19 protein-coding genes are annotated in these 19,123 nt (G+C 70.8%); 9 read left to right on the top strand and 10 right to left on the bottom strand.

Going from position 1 to position 19,123, the window contains the following annotated elements; genetic code table 11:
* The first annotated feature begins 106 nt into the window (after positions 1 to 106).
* Positions 107 to 1,132 (top strand): hypothetical protein, encoded by a 1,026-nt coding sequence (locus tag OG504_RS43705; RefSeq protein WP_405994724.1) that lies wholly within the window; start codon positions 107 to 109, stop codon positions 1,130 to 1,132.
* Positions 1,133 to 1,223: 91 nt separating this feature from the next.
* The gene (locus OG504_RS43700) at positions 1,224 to 2,537 is read left to right on the top strand and encodes an MFS transporter (protein ID WP_405994723.1); all 1,314 of its coding nucleotides are present in this window, start codon (positions 1,224 to 1,226) and stop codon (positions 2,535 to 2,537) included.
* Between the two features lie 457 nt (positions 2,538 to 2,994).
* On the opposite strand, the gene OG504_RS43695 is transcribed toward OG504_RS43700, so the two are convergent.
* Entirely contained in the window at positions 2,995 to 3,840 is an 846-nt protein-coding gene (locus OG504_RS43695) for a spermidine synthase (protein WP_405994722.1), read from the bottom strand.
* Between the two features lie 201 nt (positions 3,841 to 4,041).
* On the opposite strand from OG504_RS43695, the gene OG504_RS43690 reads away from it, so the two are divergent.
* On the top strand, positions 4,042 to 4,692 hold the full coding sequence (locus tag OG504_RS43690) for a chloramphenicol phosphotransferase CPT family protein (RefSeq protein WP_405994721.1): 651 nt from the start codon (positions 4,042 to 4,044) through the stop codon (positions 4,690 to 4,692).
* A gap of 138 nt (positions 4,693 to 4,830) precedes the next feature.
* On the opposite strand, the gene OG504_RS43685 is transcribed toward OG504_RS43690, so the two are convergent.
* The 3 genes from OG504_RS43685 to OG504_RS43675 all read right to left on the bottom strand — a co-directional run bounded on the left by OG504_RS43685 (position 4,831) and on the right by OG504_RS43675 (position 8,037).
* On the bottom strand, positions 4,831 to 5,682 hold the full coding sequence (locus OG504_RS43685; protein WP_405994720.1) for a patatin-like phospholipase family protein: 852 nt from the start codon (positions 5,680 to 5,682) through the stop codon (positions 4,831 to 4,833).
* Between the two features lie 166 nt (positions 5,683 to 5,848).
* Positions 5,849 to 7,018, bottom strand: coding sequence for an elongation factor Tu (tuf, locus tag OG504_RS43680; RefSeq protein ID WP_405994719.1), 1,170 nt, complete (start codon positions 7,016 to 7,018; stop codon positions 5,849 to 5,851).
* A gap of 296 nt (positions 7,019 to 7,314) precedes the next feature.
* The gene (locus OG504_RS43675; protein ID WP_405994718.1) at positions 7,315 to 8,037 is read right to left on the bottom strand and encodes a DNA alkylation repair protein; all 723 of its coding nucleotides are present in this window, start codon (positions 8,035 to 8,037) and stop codon (positions 7,315 to 7,317) included.
* A 50-nt stretch (positions 8,038 to 8,087) separates the two neighbouring features.
* Here OG504_RS43675 and OG504_RS43670 point away from each other — a divergent pair, with 50 nt between their 5' ends.
* Entirely contained in the window at positions 8,088 to 8,954 is an 867-nt protein-coding gene (locus OG504_RS43670; RefSeq protein WP_405994717.1) for a TVP38/TMEM64 family protein, read from the top strand.
* Positions 8,955 to 8,958: 4 nt separating this feature from the next.
* On the opposite strand, the gene OG504_RS43665 is transcribed toward OG504_RS43670, so the two are convergent.
* Positions 8,959 to 10,128 (bottom strand): thiolase family protein, encoded by a 1,170-nt coding sequence (locus OG504_RS43665; protein ID WP_405994716.1) that lies wholly within the window; start codon positions 10,126 to 10,128, stop codon positions 8,959 to 8,961.
* A gap of 166 nt (positions 10,129 to 10,294) precedes the next feature.
* Here OG504_RS43665 and OG504_RS43660 point away from each other — a divergent pair, with 166 nt between their 5' ends.
* Positions 10,295 to 10,768 carry a winged helix-turn-helix transcriptional regulator gene (locus OG504_RS43660; RefSeq protein ID WP_405994715.1) on the top strand — a complete coding sequence of 158 codons (474 nt, stop codon included), beginning with the start codon at positions 10,295 to 10,297 and terminating at the stop codon, positions 10,766 to 10,768.
* A 9-nt stretch (positions 10,769 to 10,777) separates the two neighbouring features.
* Here the strand turns inward: OG504_RS43660 and OG504_RS43655 are convergent, their stop codons facing one another.
* The 3 genes from OG504_RS43655 to OG504_RS43645 are packed head-to-tail and all read right to left on the bottom strand — an operon-like array spanning position 10,778 to position 13,601.
* A complete protein-coding gene (locus OG504_RS43655; protein WP_405994714.1) occupies positions 10,778 to 11,497 on the bottom strand; it encodes a cupin domain-containing protein in 720 nt (239 codons plus the stop codon).
* Positions 11,491 to 12,429 carry a PmoA family protein gene (locus OG504_RS43650; RefSeq protein ID WP_405994713.1) on the bottom strand — a complete coding sequence of 313 codons (939 nt, stop codon included), beginning with the start codon at positions 12,427 to 12,429 and terminating at the stop codon, positions 11,491 to 11,493. Before OG504_RS43650 ends, OG504_RS43655 begins: the two co-directional genes overlap by 7 nt.
* Complete coding sequence (locus OG504_RS43645; protein ID WP_405994712.1) at positions 12,426 to 13,601, bottom strand: Gfo/Idh/MocA family protein; 1,176 nt, start codon at positions 13,599 to 13,601, stop codon at positions 12,426 to 12,428. Before OG504_RS43645 ends, OG504_RS43650 begins: the two co-directional genes overlap by 4 nt.
* Positions 13,602 to 13,919: 318 nt before the next feature.
* Here OG504_RS43645 and OG504_RS43640 point away from each other — a divergent pair, with 318 nt between their 5' ends.
* A complete protein-coding gene (locus tag OG504_RS43640) occupies positions 13,920 to 14,795 on the top strand; it encodes an undecaprenyl-diphosphate phosphatase (protein ID WP_405994711.1) in 876 nt (291 codons plus the stop codon).
* 210 nt (positions 14,796 to 15,005) lie between these two features.
* Positions 15,006 to 15,185, top strand: a complete 180-nt coding sequence (locus tag OG504_RS43635) for a hypothetical protein (protein WP_318015009.1) — start codon at positions 15,006 to 15,008, stop codon at positions 15,183 to 15,185.
* Between the two features lie 50 nt (positions 15,186 to 15,235).
* On the opposite strand, the gene OG504_RS43630 is transcribed toward OG504_RS43635, so the two are convergent.
* Entirely contained in the window at positions 15,236 to 15,976 is a 741-nt protein-coding gene (locus OG504_RS43630) for an SDR family NAD(P)-dependent oxidoreductase (protein WP_405994710.1), read from the bottom strand.
* Between the two features lie 146 nt (positions 15,977 to 16,122).
* Here OG504_RS43630 and OG504_RS43625 point away from each other — a divergent pair, with 146 nt between their 5' ends.
* Positions 16,123 to 16,638 (top strand): nuclear transport factor 2 family protein, encoded by a 516-nt coding sequence (locus OG504_RS43625; protein ID WP_405994709.1) that lies wholly within the window; start codon positions 16,123 to 16,125, stop codon positions 16,636 to 16,638.
* 80 nt (positions 16,639 to 16,718) lie between these two features.
* A complete protein-coding gene (gene lnt / locus OG504_RS43620) occupies positions 16,719 to 18,293 on the top strand; it encodes an apolipoprotein N-acyltransferase (protein WP_405994708.1) in 1,575 nt (524 codons plus the stop codon).
* On the opposite strand, the gene OG504_RS43615 is transcribed toward lnt, so the two are convergent.
* Positions 18,211 to 19,122 (bottom strand): Gfo/Idh/MocA family protein, encoded by a 912-nt coding sequence (locus tag OG504_RS43615; protein WP_405994707.1) that lies wholly within the window; start codon positions 19,120 to 19,122, stop codon positions 18,211 to 18,213. The two genes, lnt and OG504_RS43615, sit on opposite strands and share 83 nt — an antisense overlap.
* Position 19,123: the final 1 nt, after the last annotated feature.

Raw genomic sequence — 19,123 nt, 5'->3', positions numbered from 1 at the left:
GTGCGCCCGCACACACCGCGCGGCCGTCCGCTCGGATGGAGTTGGTACGACCCTGACAAGGGGCGGTGACCCAACCGTGTCCGGGGCCGCACTAGGGTTACCCCCCATGTGGCCAGGACAGCAGCCGCCCGGGGGCGAGCAGAACCCGCAGGACAACCCGTACCAGCAGCCGGGGTACCAACAGCCGAATCCGTATCAGCAGCCCGGCTATCAGCAGCCCAATCCCTATGGGCAGCAGCCGCAGTGGGGCGCTCCGGGTTCCGCGGGCGGACCGCAGCCGCCTCAGCCGCCGCAGGGCGGGGGCGGCGGGAACCGGACGAAGCTGGTCGCGATCGTCGCGGCGACGGCCGTCGTCGTGGCCGCGGGTGTGACCGGTTTCCTGGTACTCGGCGGCAACAAGGACGACAAGGCGGACGGCGGCACGGACAAGGCGAGCAGGTCGCCGTCGGCGTCCGCGGACCCGAGTGCCTCCTCCTCCGGTTCGGACGACAACCCGCGCGGCAACGAGACCGAGAAGCCGACGATCGCGGGCTGGAAGGTCGTCGTCAACCAGAAGTACGGCACCGCCTTCGACGTCCCCGCCACCTGGGAGGTCGGCAAGCCGGGCACCTTCACGTTCTTCGAGGACGAGGTGAAGGGCGACGGCTCCCCGTACATCGGCTTCTCCGCGCCCGCCTACCTCAAGCAGGACTGGTGCGAGTCCGACGACAACAAGGACGGCACCAAGGAGACGTCGTCGCTGGCGTCGAGCGGCACCAAGGGCGAGGACGGCGCGAAGGACACGGCGAGCACCGCGCGCGGTGACGCGGCCGCGTTCGCGTTCGGCGGGTACACGGACCAGAAGGACTCGTCCAAGAAGTACCTGAAGATCGGCGCGGCCAAGCCGTACACGACGAAGTCGGGTGTCGTCGGCAGCGTCGCCACGTCGTACACGTCCGGCGTGCCGAAGACGGGCAAGTGCTCCTCCGACGGCAAGGCGACCACGTTCGCCTTCAAGAACTCGGCGGACGACTTCGTCTCCTGGACGCTCTACGGCGCGAAGGGCGTCAGCGAGGAGATCCCGGACGCGACGATCCAGAAGATCCTGAGCACCGTACGGCTGCACGGGGATCCGACGGGCGCAACGAGCTGACAGCCGTGGGCCGTTGGCCGTTTGTCCGTTTGGCTTGATTCTGGCGGCAATCCGTTTGGCGGGGTGTGGCGTGGGCGGCGATAGTCGGCCGGTGACCGCCACCCCCACCTCCCGCCGATCGCGCCGACCCGACTGGGCGGGCCGCAACTACACCCTCCTGACCGCCGCCGCGGTGGCGACCGGTCTCGGTGGCAACGGCGCGCTGATCGCGTCCGCGTTCGCCGTGCTGGAGTCGGGCGGCGACAGCGGTGACGTGGGTCTGGTGGCGGCCTCGCGCACGCTGCCCCTGGTGTTGTTCCTGCTGATCGGCGGCGCGATCTCGGACCGGGTGCCCCGGCACCACGTGATGGTCGCGGCGAACGCCCTGAGCTGCGTGTCACAGGCGGCGTTCGCGGTACTCGTCCTGACCGGCGACCCCCGCCTCTGGCAGATGATGCTGCTGACCGCGCTCGGCGGCACCGGCCAGGCGTTCTTCGGCCCGGCGGCCGAGGGCATGCTCATGTCCACGGTGAGCGGCGAACAGGCGGGCCGGGCGTTCGCGGTCTTCCGGATGGCGATGCAGGGCGCGTCGCTGGGCGGCGCGGCGCTCGGCGGCGCGCTGGTCGCGGCGGTCGGCCCGGGCTCGGTGCTGGCGATCGACGCGGCGGCGTTCGCGGTGGCCGGCGGCCTCCGCTCCTTCCTCGACGTGAGCCACATCGCACCACGCGCGCCGGGCGGCGGGATGCTGGCCGATCTCCGCGACGGCTGGCGGGAGTTCATCGGCCGCCCGTGGCTGTGGTCCATCGTCGTGGCCTTCTCCATCGCCAACGCGGTCGTCGGCGCGGCGGACGCGGTCTACGGCCCGCTCGTCGCCCGCGACAGCCTCGGCGGCGCGGGCCCGTGGGGCCTGGCCCTGGCGGCATTCGGCGCGGGCACGGTAGCCGGCGCCCTGTTGATGACCCGCTGGAAACCCCGCCGCCTCCTCCTGGCAGGCATGCTCGGCATCTTCCCCCTGGCCCTCCCGTCCGCCGCCCTCGCGATCCCGGCCCCGATCGGCGTCCTCTTCGCGGTGATGTTCGTCGCGGGCACGACGGTCGAGGTGTTCGGGGTGAGCTGGATGACCGCCCTGCACCAGGAGATCCCCGAGGAAAAGCTCTCCAGGATCTCGGCCTACGACTGGTTCGGCTCGATCGCGCTGATGCCCCTCGCCGCGGCGGCGGCCGGCCCGACGGAATCCGCCTTCGGACGTACGGCCGCGCTGTGGGGATGCGCGGCTCTGGTCACGGTGGTGACGGGGGCGGTGCTGTGTGTGCCGGAGGTTCGGAATTTGCGGCGGCGGGGTGGGGTGGGGGACGTGGAGGGGACGCCGGGGGGTGCGGGTGGGTCGGTCGATGATGGCGGGCGGGCGGTTGAGGGGCTTGGGTGATGGTGGGGGCGGGGCGGGTGTCCGGCGGTCAAGTGCCTTGGGGTGGGGCTGAGTTCGGGGCGTGCGGGGAAGGTGGGCGGGGCTCCGGGTCTGTCCGTTCAGGTGCCGCGGTACGGCGCTCTCGTCGCGGTTGGCTCGCGTGCTGCCGGTGAAGTCCTCAGCGCAGGCCCGTGTTCGGGAGCGCAGGCCCGTGTTCGGGGCGCGGCGAGGCAGCATCCCGGGCTGCAAGGTGACGGCGCAGCATCCTCATTGCGCACCGGCCACGCACCGCTGATGAACTCCCGGGGCACAGGCCCACGTTGGAGCCACGCCTGGAAACCGTGCGGGACCACGGGAGCCCCCCGGTCAACCGGTCCCCGTTCTGGACCGGCTGCGCACCGCCTAGTAACTTCCCGAGCCCGGCCCGCCGTTCGGGCCACCGTTCGCCCCGGGCAGACGCGCGAGGCCAGGAGCCGACTCAGCCGATACCGAACGCGCCGTCCGGAGGCTCGGGCGACGGCACGGCATCCTCATCCTGGACCGGTCGCGCACCGCCGATGAAGTCCCTTAGCGCAGGCCCGTGTTCGAGACGTGCCGGGAACGCGTCCGAGGCGACGAGCCGGGTCAGGGGTACCGTTTCGATCGGGTGGTGGGCGGCGACGACTACCGCGTTGCCGAAGCGGCGGCCTCGCAGCACGCCCGGTTCCGCGATCAGTGCCAGTTCCTGGAACACCGTGCCGAACGTGGCGAGTTGGGCACGCAGGAAGGTGAAGGGGGCGGCGTCCGCGAGGTTGGCCAGGTAGACGCCGTCGGCGCGCAGGACGCGCTCGGCTTCGCGGGCGTAGGCCACGGATGTGAGGTGCGCCGGAACCCGTGAGCCGCCGAAGACATCGGCGACGATGACGTCCGCCGAACCGTCCGGCGCCGCCTCCAGCCAGGCTCGGGCGTCGGCCCCGTGCACGGTGACACCGGCGCCGTCCGGCAACGGCAGGTGCTCGGTGACCAACTCCAGCAGCCCCCGGTCGGCCTCGACCACGTCCTGCCGCGAACCCGGCCGGGTCGCCGCCACGTACCGGGGCAACGTGAGCGCCCCGCCGCCCAGGTGCAGTACGTCCAGCGGGCGCCCCGCTTCCGCGAGGGTATCCAGCACGTGCCCGAGTCGCCGCGTGTACTCGAACTCCAGGTGCGTCGGCGCGTCCAGGTCCACGTAGGACTGCGGCGCCCCGTCCACAGTCAGCAGCCAGGCCCGCTCCCGGTCGACATCGGGCATGAGTTTGGCGACCCCGTGATCTACGTCCCGGGTCACGGGTATCGACTCGTTCACGGGTCCATTGTGCCGGGGTGCGGGGGTGGAAGGTGACGCGGTGGGGTGGTGGCGGGCGCTCGTGCGGGGTTGGCCACGGGGGGGCGCGGGAGTGTGGGTGGGGTGCTGACGTGCGGGACGGCGTCCCGGTCGAGCGGGACGAGGCCGGAGCGGCATGAATCCTGGTGGCGATCCGGCCGATACCTCCGAGATCATCTGTCCATGTCGCACGACGATTCAGATCGGAACGAGGTAGTCCCAGCCAACGCTCACGCCGGCGTGCCCGGCTGCCTTGAAGTGCCTGGCAAGCCGCCGGGCGGTTCGATCATCTTCCTCAACGGGACATCGAGCTCTGGAAAATCGAGCATCGCCCGAGAGCTTCTCCGGATCCTGGACCAATCCTTCTTCCACATGTCGGTGGACGCCTTCCATGCGATGCGGTCTGATCGGGACATTCCCGACGGGCGTCTGCAGGCCGAGATCGACCGGACCGCTATGGGCTTCCACCGTGCCGTCGCCGGGATGGCCGCGGCCGGCAATCAGATCGTGGTCGACCACGTGCTGAGCCGGCGTTGGCGCCTTCTCGACTGCCTCGACCTGTTCGCTGCCGAAGACGTCGTCCTCGTCGGCGTTCACTGCCCGTTGCCGGAACTGGAACGACGGGAACGGATCCGCGGCGACCGGACGCCCGGCCTTGCCGCGCGGCAGTTCGAGCAGGTCCACGCGCACGGCACCTATGACATCGAATGCGACACGAGTAAGAGCACCTCCGGTGAGATCGCTCAGCAGATCAAGAACGCCCTGACGCGGCGGCCGACTCCGACGGCATTCACACGACTGAAGCCGGCCATGCGAGCCGACGATCCGAACTGAGCTCCACCCAGCAGGTCTTGACAATAGCTCCCGATACCCGCCCCACGCTCACTTCCTTAAACCACTCCACGCCCCACCAACCCGGCGCCCTCACCCCGCCAACCCGTCCCCTCGGCAAGCCAACAACCAGCAAGCCGGTCACCCACCCGCCCCGCCAACCCCCCAGACGTCCCTCACCTCCCCCACATGCGCCGCCGCCTGCTCTCGCCCCGCCCGCGCCGCACCCGCCCGTACCGACGGGTCGAGCGGATTGCGGCCGAACGTCTGCCTCGCTTCCGGGGACGGCGAGACGACGACCGCTCGGGCGCCCCGCTCCACAAGTCGCCGGGTCTGGGCCGCCGGAGAGACTAGGGGGCCACCCCCGAGGGTTATCGGCGCAAGGACGACGACCCGGTCGTACCCCTCGGCGAGTTGCGCGTTGGCCGGTGAGTGGATGCCGCCGTCGATCCAGCGGCGGTCCTCGATGGTGACCGGAGGCCACACCCCGGGAACCGCGCAGCTGGCGGCGACGGCGTCGGCCAGGGGCAGCCCGCTGTCCTGGTCGAAGACCCGTAGTCCACCGGTCACCGTGTCGACCGCGGTGATGCGCAACGCGCGGTCGGGCCACTCCGGTGAGACGAGCCGGGTCTCGATCGCCGCGCGCCGGGCCGCCCCGTGGGGCGTCCTGGCGGCGAGTGCCATACGGCCGATCTTCCGCCCGTACGCCTCGGGAGTGCGCGAGGTCACGGTCGCCCAGGCGTAGCGGAGCAACAGCCCCGCACCGAGTCGGCCGGGGATCTCGCCCTCGGGGACGGCGAGTTGACGCTCATAGACCTCCTTGAGCGTGGCGGCCCGCAGCTGGGCGCCGACGGTCGAACCCGCCGACGTACCGATCACGACATCGGCGTCCGAGAGATCGACGCCGGTCTCGCCCAGCCCGTACAGCACCCCGGCCATCCAGCCGATCCCACTGCTGCCCCCGCCACCGAGCACAAGTGCCCTGCCCGCCATGGTGCCCCGCCTTCCCCGCGCCTCGCCCCGACTGCCGCCGCGATCAAGTCTTGCGCACGCCACTGACAATCACGGATGCGAGCCCCTGATCTCGGACACACGGGGCCACACACATGGGTGCCCGCCCCCGAAGGGACGGGCACCCACCCCGCTCGACCTACCGCGCTCAACCCACCTTCGTCACCGTCCCCGCCCCCACGGTCCGCCCGCCCTCGCGGATCGCGAAGCCGAGTCCCGGCTCCAGCGGGACCTCACGGCCCAGTTCGACCGACATCGTGACGGTGTCGCCGGGGCGGGCGACCGCCGTCTCGCCCAGGTCGATGTCGCCGACCACGTCCGCGGTGCGGATGTAGAACTGCGGCCGGTAACCGGTCGACACGGCGGTCGTGCGGCCGCCCTCGCGGGCCGACAGGACGTACACCTGCGCCGAGAAACGGCGGCTGGGGACGACGCTGCCGGGCGCCGCGACGATGTGCCCGCGGCGGACCGCGTCGCGTGGGACACCGCGCAGCAGCAGCGCCACGCTGTCGCCGGCCTGCGCCTCCGTCATGGGCTTGCCGAAGGTCTCCAGGCCGGTGACCACCGTGTCGACGGCGGCGCCGAGCACTTCGATCCGGTCGCCCACCCGGACCGTGCCGCGCTCGATCGCACCCGTGACGACCGTCCCGCGCCCGGTGATCGTGAGCACGTTCTCGACCGGCAACAGGAACGGCGCGTCCAGATACCGCTCGGGCATGGGCACGTACGTGTCCACGGCGTCGAGCAGCGCGTCGATCGAGGCCGTCCAACGGGGGTCCCCCTCAAGGGCCTTGAGGCCGGACACCCGTACGACGGGTACGGAGTCGCCGCCGTAGCCGTTCGCGGTGAGCAGTTCGCGGACCTCCAGCTCGACCAGGTCGGTGAGCTCGTCGTCGCCCGCGTCGGCCTTGTTGAGCGCGACCACGATGTGGTCGACGCCCACCTGCCGGGCGAGCAGCACGTGTTCGGCGGTCTGCGGCATGATCCCGTCGAGCGCGGAGACGACGAGGATCGCCCCGTCGAGCTGCGCGGCCCCGGTGACCATGTTCTTGACGTAGTCGGCGTGGCCGGGCATGTCCACGTGCGCGTAGTGCCGGGTGTCGGTCTCGTACTCGACGTGCGCGATGTTGATGGTGATGCCACGCGCGGCCTCCTCCGGGGCCCGGTCGATCCGGTCGAACGGTACGAAGGTGGACGCGCCGCGCTCGGCGAGGACCTTGGTGATGGCGGCGGTCAGGGTGGTCTTGCCGTGGTCGACATGGCCCATCGTGCCGATGTTCAGATGCGGTTTCGTGCGGACGTATGCCGTTTTGGACATGGGGGTACCTCGAAGCCTCTCCAGAGGTGAAAAGCCCAGTGGTGAAAAACGGGACCCCGAGGACTCGCCGACCCTCCCCCTGCGGGGTCCGCCGGACGATCCGGAGAGGGTCAGCTTCGGGCGCCGTCGACTGCGGCGACGAGAGCGGGAACGGCAGCCTTCGGAGCACCCGCGACAGGGGGTGCTGCGAGGTGGAAGGCGTACCGGAACATGAGGCCGATCATTGCCGACGCTTTGCCCGGCGTCGAACGATTTATCAGTACGTGGGACCTCAGGCGTTTTCCGTACGTGGGGCTTCAGGCCCCGATGTTCTTCAACGCCTCGCGCACCGACAGCGGCGCGAACCGCCCCTTCTCCCGGGCCAGGAAGCCGCGTACCGCCTCCGGGTCCGTCTTGGCGTACTCGCGCAGGCACCAGCCGATCGCCTTGCGGATGAAGAAGTCCGGGTGCCCGGACTGGAGCAGGCAGTACGCGAAGAGGCGTTCGGTGTCGGTGCGCTCCTTGTAGCGCAGTTGGTGGAGGAGGGCGGTACGGGCGACCCACATGTCCTCGTCGACGATCCACGCGTCCATGTCGGTGACCAGTTTCGGATCGGCCGCGACCAGGCCTCCCACTACGTGGGAGGCGAGTGCGTCGACGGTGTCCCACCAAGGAACCGTCGAGACGAGGTGGCGGGCGATCGGCAGGAAGCCGGATGTGCAGTGCTTCACATGGCGGCGCAGATAGTCCACCGCGAAGTACTGGTACTCGCGCTCGGGCAGCTCCCAGCAGCGCAGGGCGATCGCGGTGCAGTCGGTCTCGTCGGGGCGGGGTGTGCCCTCCAGGACCGTGCGGGACAACGCCCTGCGTACGGGTGTGGTGAGGCCCAGGAAGGGCGCGATGTCCTTCATGTACGCCCGCATGGGCACGGCCCGTTCCGGGTCGGCCACGGCGGCGTACGTGGCCGTGAGCCGCTCCAGCACGGTGTCCGCGAGAACGCTGCCCGGCACCCGCACGGTGCCCGCACCTGTGACGCTCATGAGACGAACCATACGGCGATCACATACACAGGTCGGTTAGTGTCGCCGACATGCTCGCCGATGCCACCACCCACTCTGGGGGCACCCGCTCCGGGGGCACCGCCACGGCCACTCCCCAGGTCACTCCCCAGGCCACTGACCGGATCACCGGCACGGATCTCGCCGCCGCCGTGGCCGTCCCCGCGGTCATGCCCGTCGCGCCTCTGCTGCCCGTCGTGCCCTTGCTGCCCGTCACCCCGGCCGGCTTCGCCGCGCGCTGCACGAGAGCCCTGCTCTCGCCGTGGTCGCGGCTGTCGCTGCTCCTCGTGCTGCTCGCCGGGGCGGCGTCGACCGTGCTGCTGTTCCACCCGCAGCGGCTGCTCTCCGACGGCTGGCCGCCCCAACTCAGCGGCGCCATGGCCGCGTTGGTGTTCGCGGCGGCGTACGGCCTGTGCAGCGTGGCGTTCGTGCCGCGCCCCCTGCTGAACCTCGCTGCGGGCGCGCTGTTCGGCTCCCAGCTGGGCACCGGCGCGGCGCTGGCGGGCACGGTGCTCGGCGCCGGGATCTCCTTCGGCCTGGGCCGTGTGCTGGGCCAGGACGCCCTGCGCCCGCTGCTGCGGGGCCGGTGGCTGAAGGCCGCGGACGGCCAGCTCAGCAAGCACGGCTTCCGTTCGATGATGGCGGCACGGCTCTTCCCGGGACTGCCGTTCTGGGGCGTGAACTACTGCGCCGCCGTCTCCCGTATGCGATGGACACCGTTCCTGCTCGCGACGGCGCTCGGCTCGCTCCCGAACACCGCCGCCTACGTCGTCGCCGGCGCCCGCGCCTCCAGCCCCACGTCGCCGGCCTTCCTGATCGCGATGGCCTGCATCGCCCTGCCGGCCCTGGGCGGCGCGGTGGTGGCCTGGCGCAAGCGCCACCACCTGCGAGCCCCCTGAGGGATCAGACCGCCTCAAGGATCATCGCGTTGGCGAGGCCGCCCGCCTCGCACATCGTCTGCAGTCCGTAACGCGCCCCGCGATCCCGCATCGCGTGCACCAGTGTGGTCGTCAGCCGCGTACCGCTCGCCCCCAGCGGATGCCCGATCGCGATGGCCCCGCCGTGCACGTTGACCTTGGCGAGATCGGCGCCCGTCTCCTGCTGCCAGGCCAGAACGACGCTGGAGAACGCCTCGTTGACCTCGAACAGGTCGATGTCGTCGAGGGTGAGCGACGCCCGGCGCAGCACCTTCTCGGTGGCCGGGATGACGCCGGTGAGCATGAGCAGCGGGTCGGAACCGGTCACCGCGAAACTGTGCAGCCGGGCGAGCGGGCGCAGACCGAGCCGGGCCGCCGCCTCACTCGACGTGATGAGGACCGCGGAGGCGCCGTCGTTGATCGGGCTTGAGTTGCCGGCGGTGATGTTCCATTCGATCTGCGGGAAGCGCTCGGCGTACGTCGCGTCGTAGAAGGCGGGCTTGAGGCCGGCCAGGATCTCGGTCGTACTGCCGGGCCGTACGCACTCGTCGCGCGAGGCACCGTACAGCGGCGCCACCTGCGCGTCGAAGAGACCCGCGTCCCAGGCGGCGGCCGCCTTGAGGTGCGAGGAGACCGCGAAGGCGTCCAACTGGTCGCGTGTCATCGACCACTTGGCGGCGATGAGTTCGGCGCTGATGCCCTGCGGGACGAGGCCCTCCGGGTAGCGCCCCGCGACACCGGGGCCGAAGGGGTCCGTGCCGGGCAGAACGCTCGACCCCATCGGTACCCGCCCCATGGACTCCACTCCACAGGCCACGACCATGTCGTACGCCCCGGAGATCACGCCCTGCGCCGCGAAGTGCACGGCCTGCTGGGAGGAACCGCACTGGCGGTCCACCGTGGTCGCGGGTACCGACTCCGGGAAGCCCGCCGACAGCACGGCCTGCCGGGTGATGTTCACGGCCTGCTCACCGACCTGGGTGACCGTGCCGCCGATGACATCGTCTATGAGGGCTGGGTCGATCCCGGTGCGCTCGACGAGGCTGCGCAGGGTGTGCGAGAGGAGTTCGACGGGGTGGACCTGGGCGAGGGTGCCGTTCGGCTTGCCCTTGCCTACGGGCGTGCGTACGGCTTCGACGATCACTGCGTCACGCATGGGACGGGCCTCCGCTGTTTCCAGTGCTTCCAGCCAGAACTACCAGCCTGAATTACCAGCCAGAACTACCAGCCAGAACTACCAGTGAGTAGGAAATCCAAACTCACCATAGCCCTGTCAGTTGGAAAATCAAACCCACCCTTGAATCGGCCCTAGACTGGACGCCATGCCCGCCCCCAAAGACCCGCGCCCCTGCTCCATCGCCGACGCCCTCGCACTCGTCGGCGAGAAGTACTCCCTGCTCGTCCTACGGGAGGTATGCCTCGGCAACCGCCGCTTCGACCAGCTGGTCCGCAACATCGGCGCCCCGCGCGACGTCCTGACCACTCGGCTGCGCCGCCTCGTCGACGCCGGGATCCTCACCCGGCGGACGTACAGCGAACACCCGCAGCGCTTCGAGTACCGGCCCACGGAGGCGGGACTCGAACTGGAGCCGGTCCTGATGACTCTCATGGCGTGGGGCGACCGCCATCTTCGGAGGGATCAACTGGACCGCCCCATGGTGATCGAGCACATCTGCGGCAACGAACTGGTCCCCGCCGTCACCTGCACGGCCTGCGGCGCCCCGGTCCACCACCAGGACCTGACGGCGCACCCGCAGACACCCGGCTGGACGGTGGCAGGTCCCACCGCGGCCTGAGATCCAGACCTACACCCCCTTGTAGACGTCCAACCGCCCGCACATCCCGAACTTCCCGTACGCGGACGGCTGTTCAGCCCGTACACCAGCATCGGCAAGGTGCGAGAAGTCACCCCGTTCGAGCCGGTCGAGCTGCTCCCCCGTGGCCGTGGCGGCGGCCCGCGCGCCCCGCTCCCAGCGCTCGCGCCACTCCGCGAGCCGGGGTCGTACCAGCGCGGCGGCGGCCCGGTGGAACGCGGCCAGCGCCTCCGGACCCTCCGCGTCGCGCAGCGCCCGGTAGCCCTCCAGGGCGAGGTCGCGCCGGGCCCGGGCGACGCGTTCCTGCTCCGCCTCGGGCGCGTCGGCCGGGATCACGGTGACGGAGGCGTACGTCTCCGGGTCGGTGAGGTACTGCGGAGGCAGTGTGAGCACCGCGTCCCCCGCCTCGGGCAGGCCGCTGTTCTGCATGAGGACGGTGATGCGCAGGTCGTCCTCGTTGACCAGCCGGTGGATGGTGCCCGGCGTGAACCAGGCGACCGTTCCGGCCGCGAGCGGCGTCACCTCGTACCCGGATGTCGTGAGCGTCTGCACCGCACCCTGCCCGCCGGTGACGACGTACCCCTCCGAACAGGTCAGGTGCATATGGGGAGTTCCGCCGCACACCCCGCCATCGACCTCGGCAGGCCAGTCGTAGACGGACAGATGCGAGACGGCGACCCCACCCGGCAGACCAGAAAAACCGCTCACCACGGACGCGCCTCCAGATACTTGGCGATCTCCTCCCGCTCCCACGCCCCGTCGGCCACGACGACCCGGTAGCGCCGGGTGAGTGTGTCGCCGGGGTCGAGCACCAGCTCGTCGTAGAAGGCGTAGGAGGGGGCGATTCCCGCGAACGGCTCGTTGCGTACGAACCAGTGATCGGGGTGAGTGCCCTGGGCGCCGGTGTGGTCGTTCTCGGGGGCGTGCGCGAAGACGATCGTCGCGTGCCCGTCGGTGCCGTCGTGCTCGCCGGAGACGGCGAGCCAGGGGCCTTGGGAGCCCATCAGGTCGGGGCCCTCGCCCTCCGGGCCGATGATCCGGCCGTCGCGGAAGGCGCGCGGGCCGCGCCAGAAGAGGCCCGTGTAGCCGGCCGCCTCACGCCCGTGGGTGGTCGGGCTGCCGAACAGCAGGGGCTCGTCGCGGCGGTTCGTCACGGAGCTCGTCCAGGTCAGCGCCCACGAACCGGACTCCGTGTCGACGTCGTGGACCTCGATCCGGCGCTGCTCGTCGGCCCAGAGTTCACCGCTGTACGGGTGCCAGGTCAGCCGTTCGGCGATGACGAGACGTTCGGCGCCCGAGTCGGAGTGGGTGTCGATCTCGTCGAAGGCGACATGGGCCATCGACCCGACCCGCTCCGGGAGTTGGAGATACCCCTCACCGTGAACGTATGTGTTGCCGCCCCACAGGTTCTGGCCCGACAGATGCGAGGCGGTGAACTGCAGGCCCTTGTGCCAGCGGTGGTCGTTGGGCCGGTAGTCCGTGACGACGTCACCGGCAAGGGTCCTGATCGGGTGGAGGTACGGCTTCGGCGCCTCCCAGGCGGCCTCGGGCCGGTACACGTAGCTGAACAGCTCGACGCCGGTGGACGGTTCGGTCACCGTGATGCGGTCCCCGTGGGCATGGACGATACGCAGGCCGGTCACGCCGACACCTCCTCGCGCGCCACGGGCGCCCAGCCGGGGGCGCCGCCGTGCAGCGCCGTGTAATAGGGGTCTCCGGGGCCGATCTCGCCGGCCCGTACGGTCGTGTCCGTGAAGGCCGACTTGTAGAGCGCGGTGATCAGTTCGAGGCTGGTGCGCCCGTCCGTGCCGCTGCTGCGCGGCCGTTCGCCGGCCCGCATGCTCACGACGAGTTCACGCAGCTGCTCCAGGTGCGAACTCGGCACATCGGGCCCGAAGTCCTGCCAGGCCGCGGTGTCCTCGCCGGACACGTCCGGGGCGGGCGTGATGCGCCAGTTGTCGTTGCTGTGCCCGTACAGGTGGGTGAGTTCGACGGTGGCGCGCTCGCAGTCGATGCGGATACGGCTGACCTCGTCGGGGCTCAGCACGCTGTTCACGACGGTCGCCATCGCGCCGTTCTCGAAGCGGACCAGCGCGGTCGAGACGTCCTCGGTCTCCACGTCGTGGACCAGCCGTCCGGCCATGGCCTTCACCTCGCTCCACGGCCCGAGCAGATCGAGCAGGAGGTCCATCTGGTGGATGCCGTGTCCCATGGCGGGTCCGCCGCCCTCGGTCTCCCAGCGCCCGCGCCAGGGCACGGCGTAGTAAGCGGTGTCGCGGTACCAGGTGGTCTGGCAGTGCGCCACCAGCGGCCGCCCCATCGCCTGCTCGGCGAGCAGCCGGCGCACATGCCGGGAACCGGACCCGAAGCGATGCTGAAAGACGATCGAGGCGTACGGCCCGCCGTCCTTCCCCTCTTCGTCCTCCACGGCGTCGAAGTCGGCGAGCGTCGGGACTGGGGGCTTCTCGCACCAGACCCAGGCGCCGGCCCGCAGCGCGGCGACGGTCTGCGCGCGGTGCAGGGTGGGCGGGGTGCAGATGGTGACGAGGTCGGGCCGCTGTTCCCGGAGCATCTGCTCCAGGTCGGTGTAGGCGTGCGGGATCCCGGCCTCGGCGCAGAAGGACCCGACCGCGTTGGCATCGATGTCAACGGCGGCGACGACCTCGGTCTCGCCCTCTTCGGCGAGCCGGGCGAGCGCGGGGAAATGGGAACCGCGGCCGATGGCGCCCGCGCCGACCACGGCGGCCCGGACGCGTCGGCCGGTGAGCGGGGGCAAGGGCGGGAGGGCCCCGGGGTTGGTGGCGGGTGTGGACATGGTCGTGATCAGCACTCCTCCGGGGACAGCGAGCGCATGCAGCAAGCGCTTTCCTCCGCTGCAACGTATGCGCCGCCCCCGCAGCTGGTCAACACCGCGAACCCGGAGTCGTCGGACCACTCGTGAAACCTCTGTGTACGGAGTCGCGCAACCGCCCTGAAACCTCCGTGCCGGAGTCGCCCGACCGCCGTGAAACCCCTGTGTCCGGCCTGTCACACCGGGACGCTACGCTGCCCCTCACACACACTCGTTCACCGCGCGCGGCGTTTTGGTGTGTCCTTTGCCCCTCCTCGATCAGCACTTGGACGCCGTAACTCCATGTCTTGGTTTGAATCCCTCATCCTCGGACTCGTCCAGGGGCTGACCGAGTTCCTCCCCGTCTCCTCCAGCGCGCATCTGCGGCTCACGGCGGCCTTCTCGGGCTGGGAGGACCCGGGCGCGGCCTTCACGGCGATCACCCAGCTCGGCACGGAGGCGGCGGTGCTGATCTATTTCCGCCAGGATGTCGGGCGGATTCTCGCCGCGTGGTTCCGGTCGCTCACGAACAAGGAGATGCGGCGCGACCACGACGCCCAGATGGGCTGGCTGGTGATCGTCGGCTCCATCCCGATCGGCGTGCTCGGCGTGACCCTCAAGGACCAGATCGAGGGCCCGTTCCGCGACCTGCGCGTCACCGCCACGATGCTGATCGTGATGGGCGTCGTCATCGGCATCGCCGACCGCCTCGCGGCCCGCGACGAGAACGGCGGCCGGCATCGCGCCCCCAAGCAGCGCAAGACCCTGCTGGACCTCAACACCAAGGACGGCCTCCTCTACGGACTCTGCCAGGCGATGGCACTGGTCCCCGGCGTCTCCCGCTCGGGCGCGACCATCAGCGGCGGCCTCTTCATGGGCTACACCCGCGAGGCGGCGGCCCGTTACTCCTTCCTCCTCGCCATGCCGGCCGTACTGGCCTCGGGCGCCTTCGAGTTGAAGGACGCGGCGGAGGAAGGGCATGTCGCGTGGGGGCCGACGATGTTCGCGACGGTGATCGCGTTCGTGGTCGGTTACGCGGTCATCGCCTGGTTCATGAAGTTCATCTCCCACAAGAGCTTCATGCCGTTCGTCTACTACCGCATCGCCCTCGGCATCGTCATCATCGCGCTGGTGACGGCGGGCGCGCTGAGCCCGCACGCGGCGGAGTCTGCGGGCTGAGCCAACTCATGGCGCGGACGCGGCAGTTCGCCTGCGTGACGTCCGGGTACCTCGTCCGACGCGGCACCGGGCCGGGATGCCCGCGTCCGCCCAGGTCGCGGCCGCCGTCTGCGGATTCGACCCCCGGTTCACCGCGCCCGTGACCAACCCCATACGGTCTGAGTAGCCGTCCGGTAGCGCAGTGTCAGTCCTTGCCCCTAGGCTGTTCGCATGTCCCCCGATTTCGTGGCCCCTGGTTCCGTGCGGTCTGCTTCCGAGGTGAACGAGCAGATCCGGGCACTCTGGCTGCGTGCGGGCGGCTCGCTCTCGACCCAGGAGCGGGAGGAATACGAGCTGTTGGTGGTCGAGTGGGCCGCGGCGATACGGGACGAGGTCATCGCGGCCGCCTGAATCCCCGAGCCCGGACCGGTTCAGCGCGCCCCGGTCTCTCGTCTGTCGGCTCATCGCCCGCCCGAGACCCGTACCACCGTCCCCGTCGCGTAGGACGCCTCCGGTGACATCAACCAGGCGATCGCGGCGGCGACTTCCTCGGCCTGACCAGCGCGGCGCAGCGGGATCGACTCCGCCAACCGCTCGGCGCGGCCCGGGTCGCCTGACCTCCCGTGGATCTCCGTGTCGATGACGCCGGGCGCGACCGCGTTGACGCGGATGCCGGCAGGGCCGAGTTCCTTGGCCAACCCGAGCGTGAGGGTGTCGACGGCGGCCTTCGTCGCGGCGTAGTGGACGTACTCACCGGGGCTGCCGAGGGTCGCGGCGGCGGACGAGACGTTCACGATCACGCCGTTTCCTCGTGCCGTCATCACCTGTGCGGCGCGGCGTGAACACAGCAGTGTGCCCAGCAAGTTGACCTCGACGACGCGGCGCAGGTCGGCGGGGGCGATGTCGGCGAGGCGGCCGAACGGGCCGGTCACCCCGGCGTTGTTCACCAGCCCTGTGACCGGGCCGAGTTGCTTCTCGGCCACCGTGAAGAGCCGCTCCACGTCCGCCTCGACGGAGGTGTCCCCGGGCACGCACACCGCACGGGCCCCTGCCCGCCGTACGGCCCCCGCGACCTCCTCGGCCGCCTTCGCGTCCCGGAGGTAGCCCACGACCACGTCGTGCCCGTCCTCCGCGAGCCGTCGGCAGGTCGCGGCGCCGATCCCCCGGCCGCCCCCGGTGACGACCGTGACAAGACGTTTCATGGGTACTCCTCGCAACGAAAAACGACGGACGACAACAGAACACGATGACGAAGTCCGGCGAAGAACCGTCGAACACCACCGAATGTTCCCCACCTCGTATCCGCGTCCCCCTTGGCGCGACACGCTCCGTAGCCAACACTGAGCCGATGACGCAGCGTGTGGAACTGGCGATTGTGATGGACCGGCTGGCCGTGGACGAAATGGTCACCGAATACGCGGTGGCGGTGGACGACGGCGACTGGGAGGCGTACCGGAAACTGTTCGCCCCGGACGGGCGTGCCGACTACCGGTCCGCCGGAGGGATCGAGGGGAACGCGGAACAGGTCGCCGGGTGGCTCGCGGAGAGCCTGCAACTGTTCTCGATGCGGCAGCACCTGATCGTGAACCGGCGGATCCGCTTCGGAGCCCTGGACCAGCACACCGACGACACCGCCCGCGTCCAGGCCGACTACGTCAATCCGATGCGCTTCGCCAAAAACGAGAACGGCGACAGTGACAGCAATGGCGACAGTGACTCCTCCACCGCGCCCGACTTCGTGTGCGGCGGGCGGTACTCGTTCGGGCTGCTGCGGACGGACGACGGCTGGCGGCTGACCGAGGTCGTCGTGGAGGAGAAGTGGCGGCGCCTTCCCGAGCGGCGCCCGGAAGCCGTGGTCCACTGATACGACCGGTTCGGCGTCCGCCGTCCGGGATGACCGGCCGCGGCACGCACACCGGAGTCACCAGCGGGTAGGGGGTTCGCATGAGGAACTTCGGCGACTGGCTCGTCTCCCCCTGGCGGCGTTCCCTGCTCGCCGTGCTCGCGGGCGCCCTGCCCGTGTTCGCGTTTCCGGCGCCGTCCCTGTGGTGGTTCGCCTACGTCGCGCTCGTCCCCTGGATCCTGCTGACGCGCTCGGCGCCGACCGGGCGGCGGGCGGTCTACGACGGCTGGTTCGGGGGGCTCGGCTTCATGCTGGCGGTGCACAGCTGGCTGGTGCCGAGCCTGAGCGTGTTCATCGTGGTCATCGCGGGGCTGCTGGGCGTGCTGTGGGCGCCGTGGGGCTGGCTGGTGCGCCGCTTCCTCGGGGGCGTGCCGTCGCCCCGGCGGGGCGGTGCCGCACTGCTTGTGCTGCCCTCGGGCTGGCTGATGGTCGAACTCGTGCGGTCCTGGCAGGGGTTGGGCGGTCCCTGGGGGCTGCTCGGCTCCACCCAGTGGCAGGTGGAACCGGCGTTGCGGCTCGCGTCCGTCGGCGGGGTGTGGCTGCTGAGCTTCCTGGTGGTGGCCGTCAATGTCGCGGTCGCCGTGCTGGTCGCGGTCCGTGCGGTGCGGGTGCCCGCCGTCGCCGGGCTCGTGGCCACCGCCGCCGTGACCTCGGCGGCCTGGGTGTGGTCGCCGCGCCCCGACGTCGACGGCCACGTGCGGATCGCCGTCGTACAGCCCGGTGTCATCGCCGGCGCCGACAGCGATGTCCGGCGCTTCGACCGCGAGGAGCAGCTGACCCGCCAACTCGCCGGTCAGAACGTCGACTTGATCGCCTGGGGCGAGAGCAGTGTCGGCTTCGACCTCGGCAAGCGGCCCGATCTCGCACGCCGTATCGCCGCCCTCTCCAAGGAGACCGGCGCCGACATCCTGGTCAACGTGGACGCCCAGCGCTCCGACAAGCCCGGCATCTACAAGAGCTCGATCCTGGTCGGCCCGAAGGGTCTCACCGGCGACCGCTACGACAAGATGCGGCTCGTCCCCTTCGGGGAGTACATCCCGTTCCGCTCGCTGCTCGGCTGGGCCACCTCCGTCGGCAAGGCGGCGGGCGTTGACCGCAGGCACGGCACCGAGCAGGTCGTGATGAACGTGGGGCACGGGCTGCGCATCGGCCCGCTGATCTGCTTCGAGACCGCGTTCCCCGACATGAGCCGCCACCTCGCCCAGGACGGCGCGGACGTCCTGCTCGCGCAGTCGTCGACCTCGTCGTTCCAGAACAGCTGGGCCCCCGAACAGCACGCCACCCTCGCCGCCCTGCGCGCCGCCGAGACCGGCCGCCCGATGGTCCACGCCACCCTGACCGGCGTCTCCGCCGTCTACGGCCCGAGCGGCCAGCGCATCGGATCATGGCTGGGCACGAACAAGAGCACCACCCAGGTCTACGACGTCCCGCTCGCCCACGGCATCACGCCGTACGTCCGCTACGGCGCCTGGCCGGTGGGCCTGGCCCTGCTGGTGCTCGCGGCGATGTGCGCCGGTGAGGGCGCGCAGGCGTTCAGGCTGCGGCGGACCGGTCCGCGACCTCTCGTACCACCCGCTCGCACAGTTCATGAGTCGCCAGCGCGTCCCGGGCGCTGAGCACCTTGCCGGCGCGCACGGCGTCGAGGAACGTGAGCACGGCCTGCTCGATGCCGCGCTGGCGGGCCACCGGCACCCAGTCCCCGCGCCGCCGTACGGTCGGCTGGCCCTTGTGGTCGACGACCTCGGCGAGGTTGAGGACCTGCCGCTTGGTGTCCTGGCCGGAGACCTCCAGGATCTCCTCGACCGAGCCGCTGAGCCGGTTCATCACCCCGAGCGCGGTGAAGCCGTCACCGGAGAGCTGGAGCACGAGGTGGTGCAGCAGTCCGTCCTGGGTGCGGGCGCGCACGGTCACGTCCTCGACCGGGCCCGGCACCAGGAACCGCAGGGTGTCCACGATGTGGATGAAGTCGTCCAGGACCATCGCGCGCGGCTCCTCCGGGAGCCCGATCCGGTTCTTCTGCATGAGGATCAGCTCGCGCGGGTGGTCGAGACACTGCGCGTACCCGGGGGCGTAGCGGCGGTTGAAGCCGACGGCGAGCGACACGTTCCGCTCCTCCGCGAGCCGCACCAGCCGCTCGGAGTCCGCGAGTTGGTAGGCGAGCGGCTTGTCGACGTACGTCGGTACGCCCGCCTCCAGCAGCCGGGTGACGATGTCGGGGTGCACGGCCGTGGGCGCGTGTACGAAGGCGGCGTCGAGGCCCTGCGCGAGGAGCGCGTCGAGGTCCGTGTGCCGCCGGTCCGCCGGGAGGTGCAGGCCGTCCCCGACCCGGGCGAGGGTGGCGGGCGTGCGGGTCTGCAGATGCAGTTCGACCCCGGGCAGCCCGCCGAGGACCGGCAGGTAGGCCTTCTGCGCGATGTCACCGAGCCCGATGCAGCCGACCTTCACG

Origin of the sequence: Streptomyces sp. NBC_00986, from assembly GCF_045162565.1 — a bacterium.
Lineage (GTDB): Bacteria > Actinomycetota > Actinomycetes > Streptomycetales > Streptomycetaceae > Streptomyces.
Note: the sequence above shows the minus strand (reverse complement) of the source record. Positions and strands in the feature narration are given on the sequence as shown.

Excerpts from the sequence above, each read along its gene's own strand:
- OG504_RS43645 (WP_405994712.1), bottom strand. The coding sequence starts at position 13,601 with ATGTCCACACCCGCCACCAACCCCGGGGCCCTCCCGCCCTTGCCCCCG.
- OG504_RS43685 (WP_405994720.1), bottom strand. The coding sequence starts at position 5,682 with ATGGCGGGCAGGGCACTTGTGCTCGGTGGCGGGGGCAGCAGTGGGATC.
- tuf (WP_405994719.1), bottom strand. The coding sequence starts at position 7,018 with ATGTCCAAAACGGCATACGTCCGCACGAAACCGCATCTGAACATCGGC.
- OG504_RS43675 (WP_405994718.1), bottom strand. The coding sequence starts at position 8,037 with ATGAGCGTCACAGGTGCGGGCACCGTGCGGGTGCCGGGCAGCGTTCTC.
- OG504_RS43670 (WP_405994717.1), top strand. The coding sequence starts at position 8,088 with ATGCTCGCCGATGCCACCACCCACTCTGGGGGCACCCGCTCCGGGGGC.
- OG504_RS43665 (WP_405994716.1), bottom strand. The coding sequence starts at position 10,128 with ATGCGTGACGCAGTGATCGTCGAAGCCGTACGCACGCCCGTAGGCAAG.
- OG504_RS43625 (WP_405994709.1), top strand. The coding sequence starts at position 16,123 with ATGACGCAGCGTGTGGAACTGGCGATTGTGATGGACCGGCTGGCCGTG.
- OG504_RS43690 (WP_405994721.1), top strand. The coding sequence starts at position 4,042 with ATGTCGCACGACGATTCAGATCGGAACGAGGTAGTCCCAGCCAACGCT.
- OG504_RS43660 (WP_405994715.1), top strand. The coding sequence starts at position 10,295 with ATGCCCGCCCCCAAAGACCCGCGCCCCTGCTCCATCGCCGACGCCCTC.
- OG504_RS43635 (WP_318015009.1), top strand. The coding sequence starts at position 15,006 with ATGTCCCCCGATTTCGTGGCCCCTGGTTCCGTGCGGTCTGCTTCCGAG.
- lnt (WP_405994708.1), top strand. The coding sequence starts at position 16,719 with ATGAGGAACTTCGGCGACTGGCTCGTCTCCCCCTGGCGGCGTTCCCTG.
- OG504_RS43630 (WP_405994710.1), bottom strand. The coding sequence starts at position 15,976 with ATGAAACGTCTTGTCACGGTCGTCACCGGGGGCGGCCGGGGGATCGGC.
- OG504_RS43640 (WP_405994711.1), top strand. The coding sequence starts at position 13,920 with ATGTCTTGGTTTGAATCCCTCATCCTCGGACTCGTCCAGGGGCTGACC.
- OG504_RS43705 (WP_405994724.1), top strand. The coding sequence starts at position 107 with ATGTGGCCAGGACAGCAGCCGCCCGGGGGCGAGCAGAACCCGCAGGAC.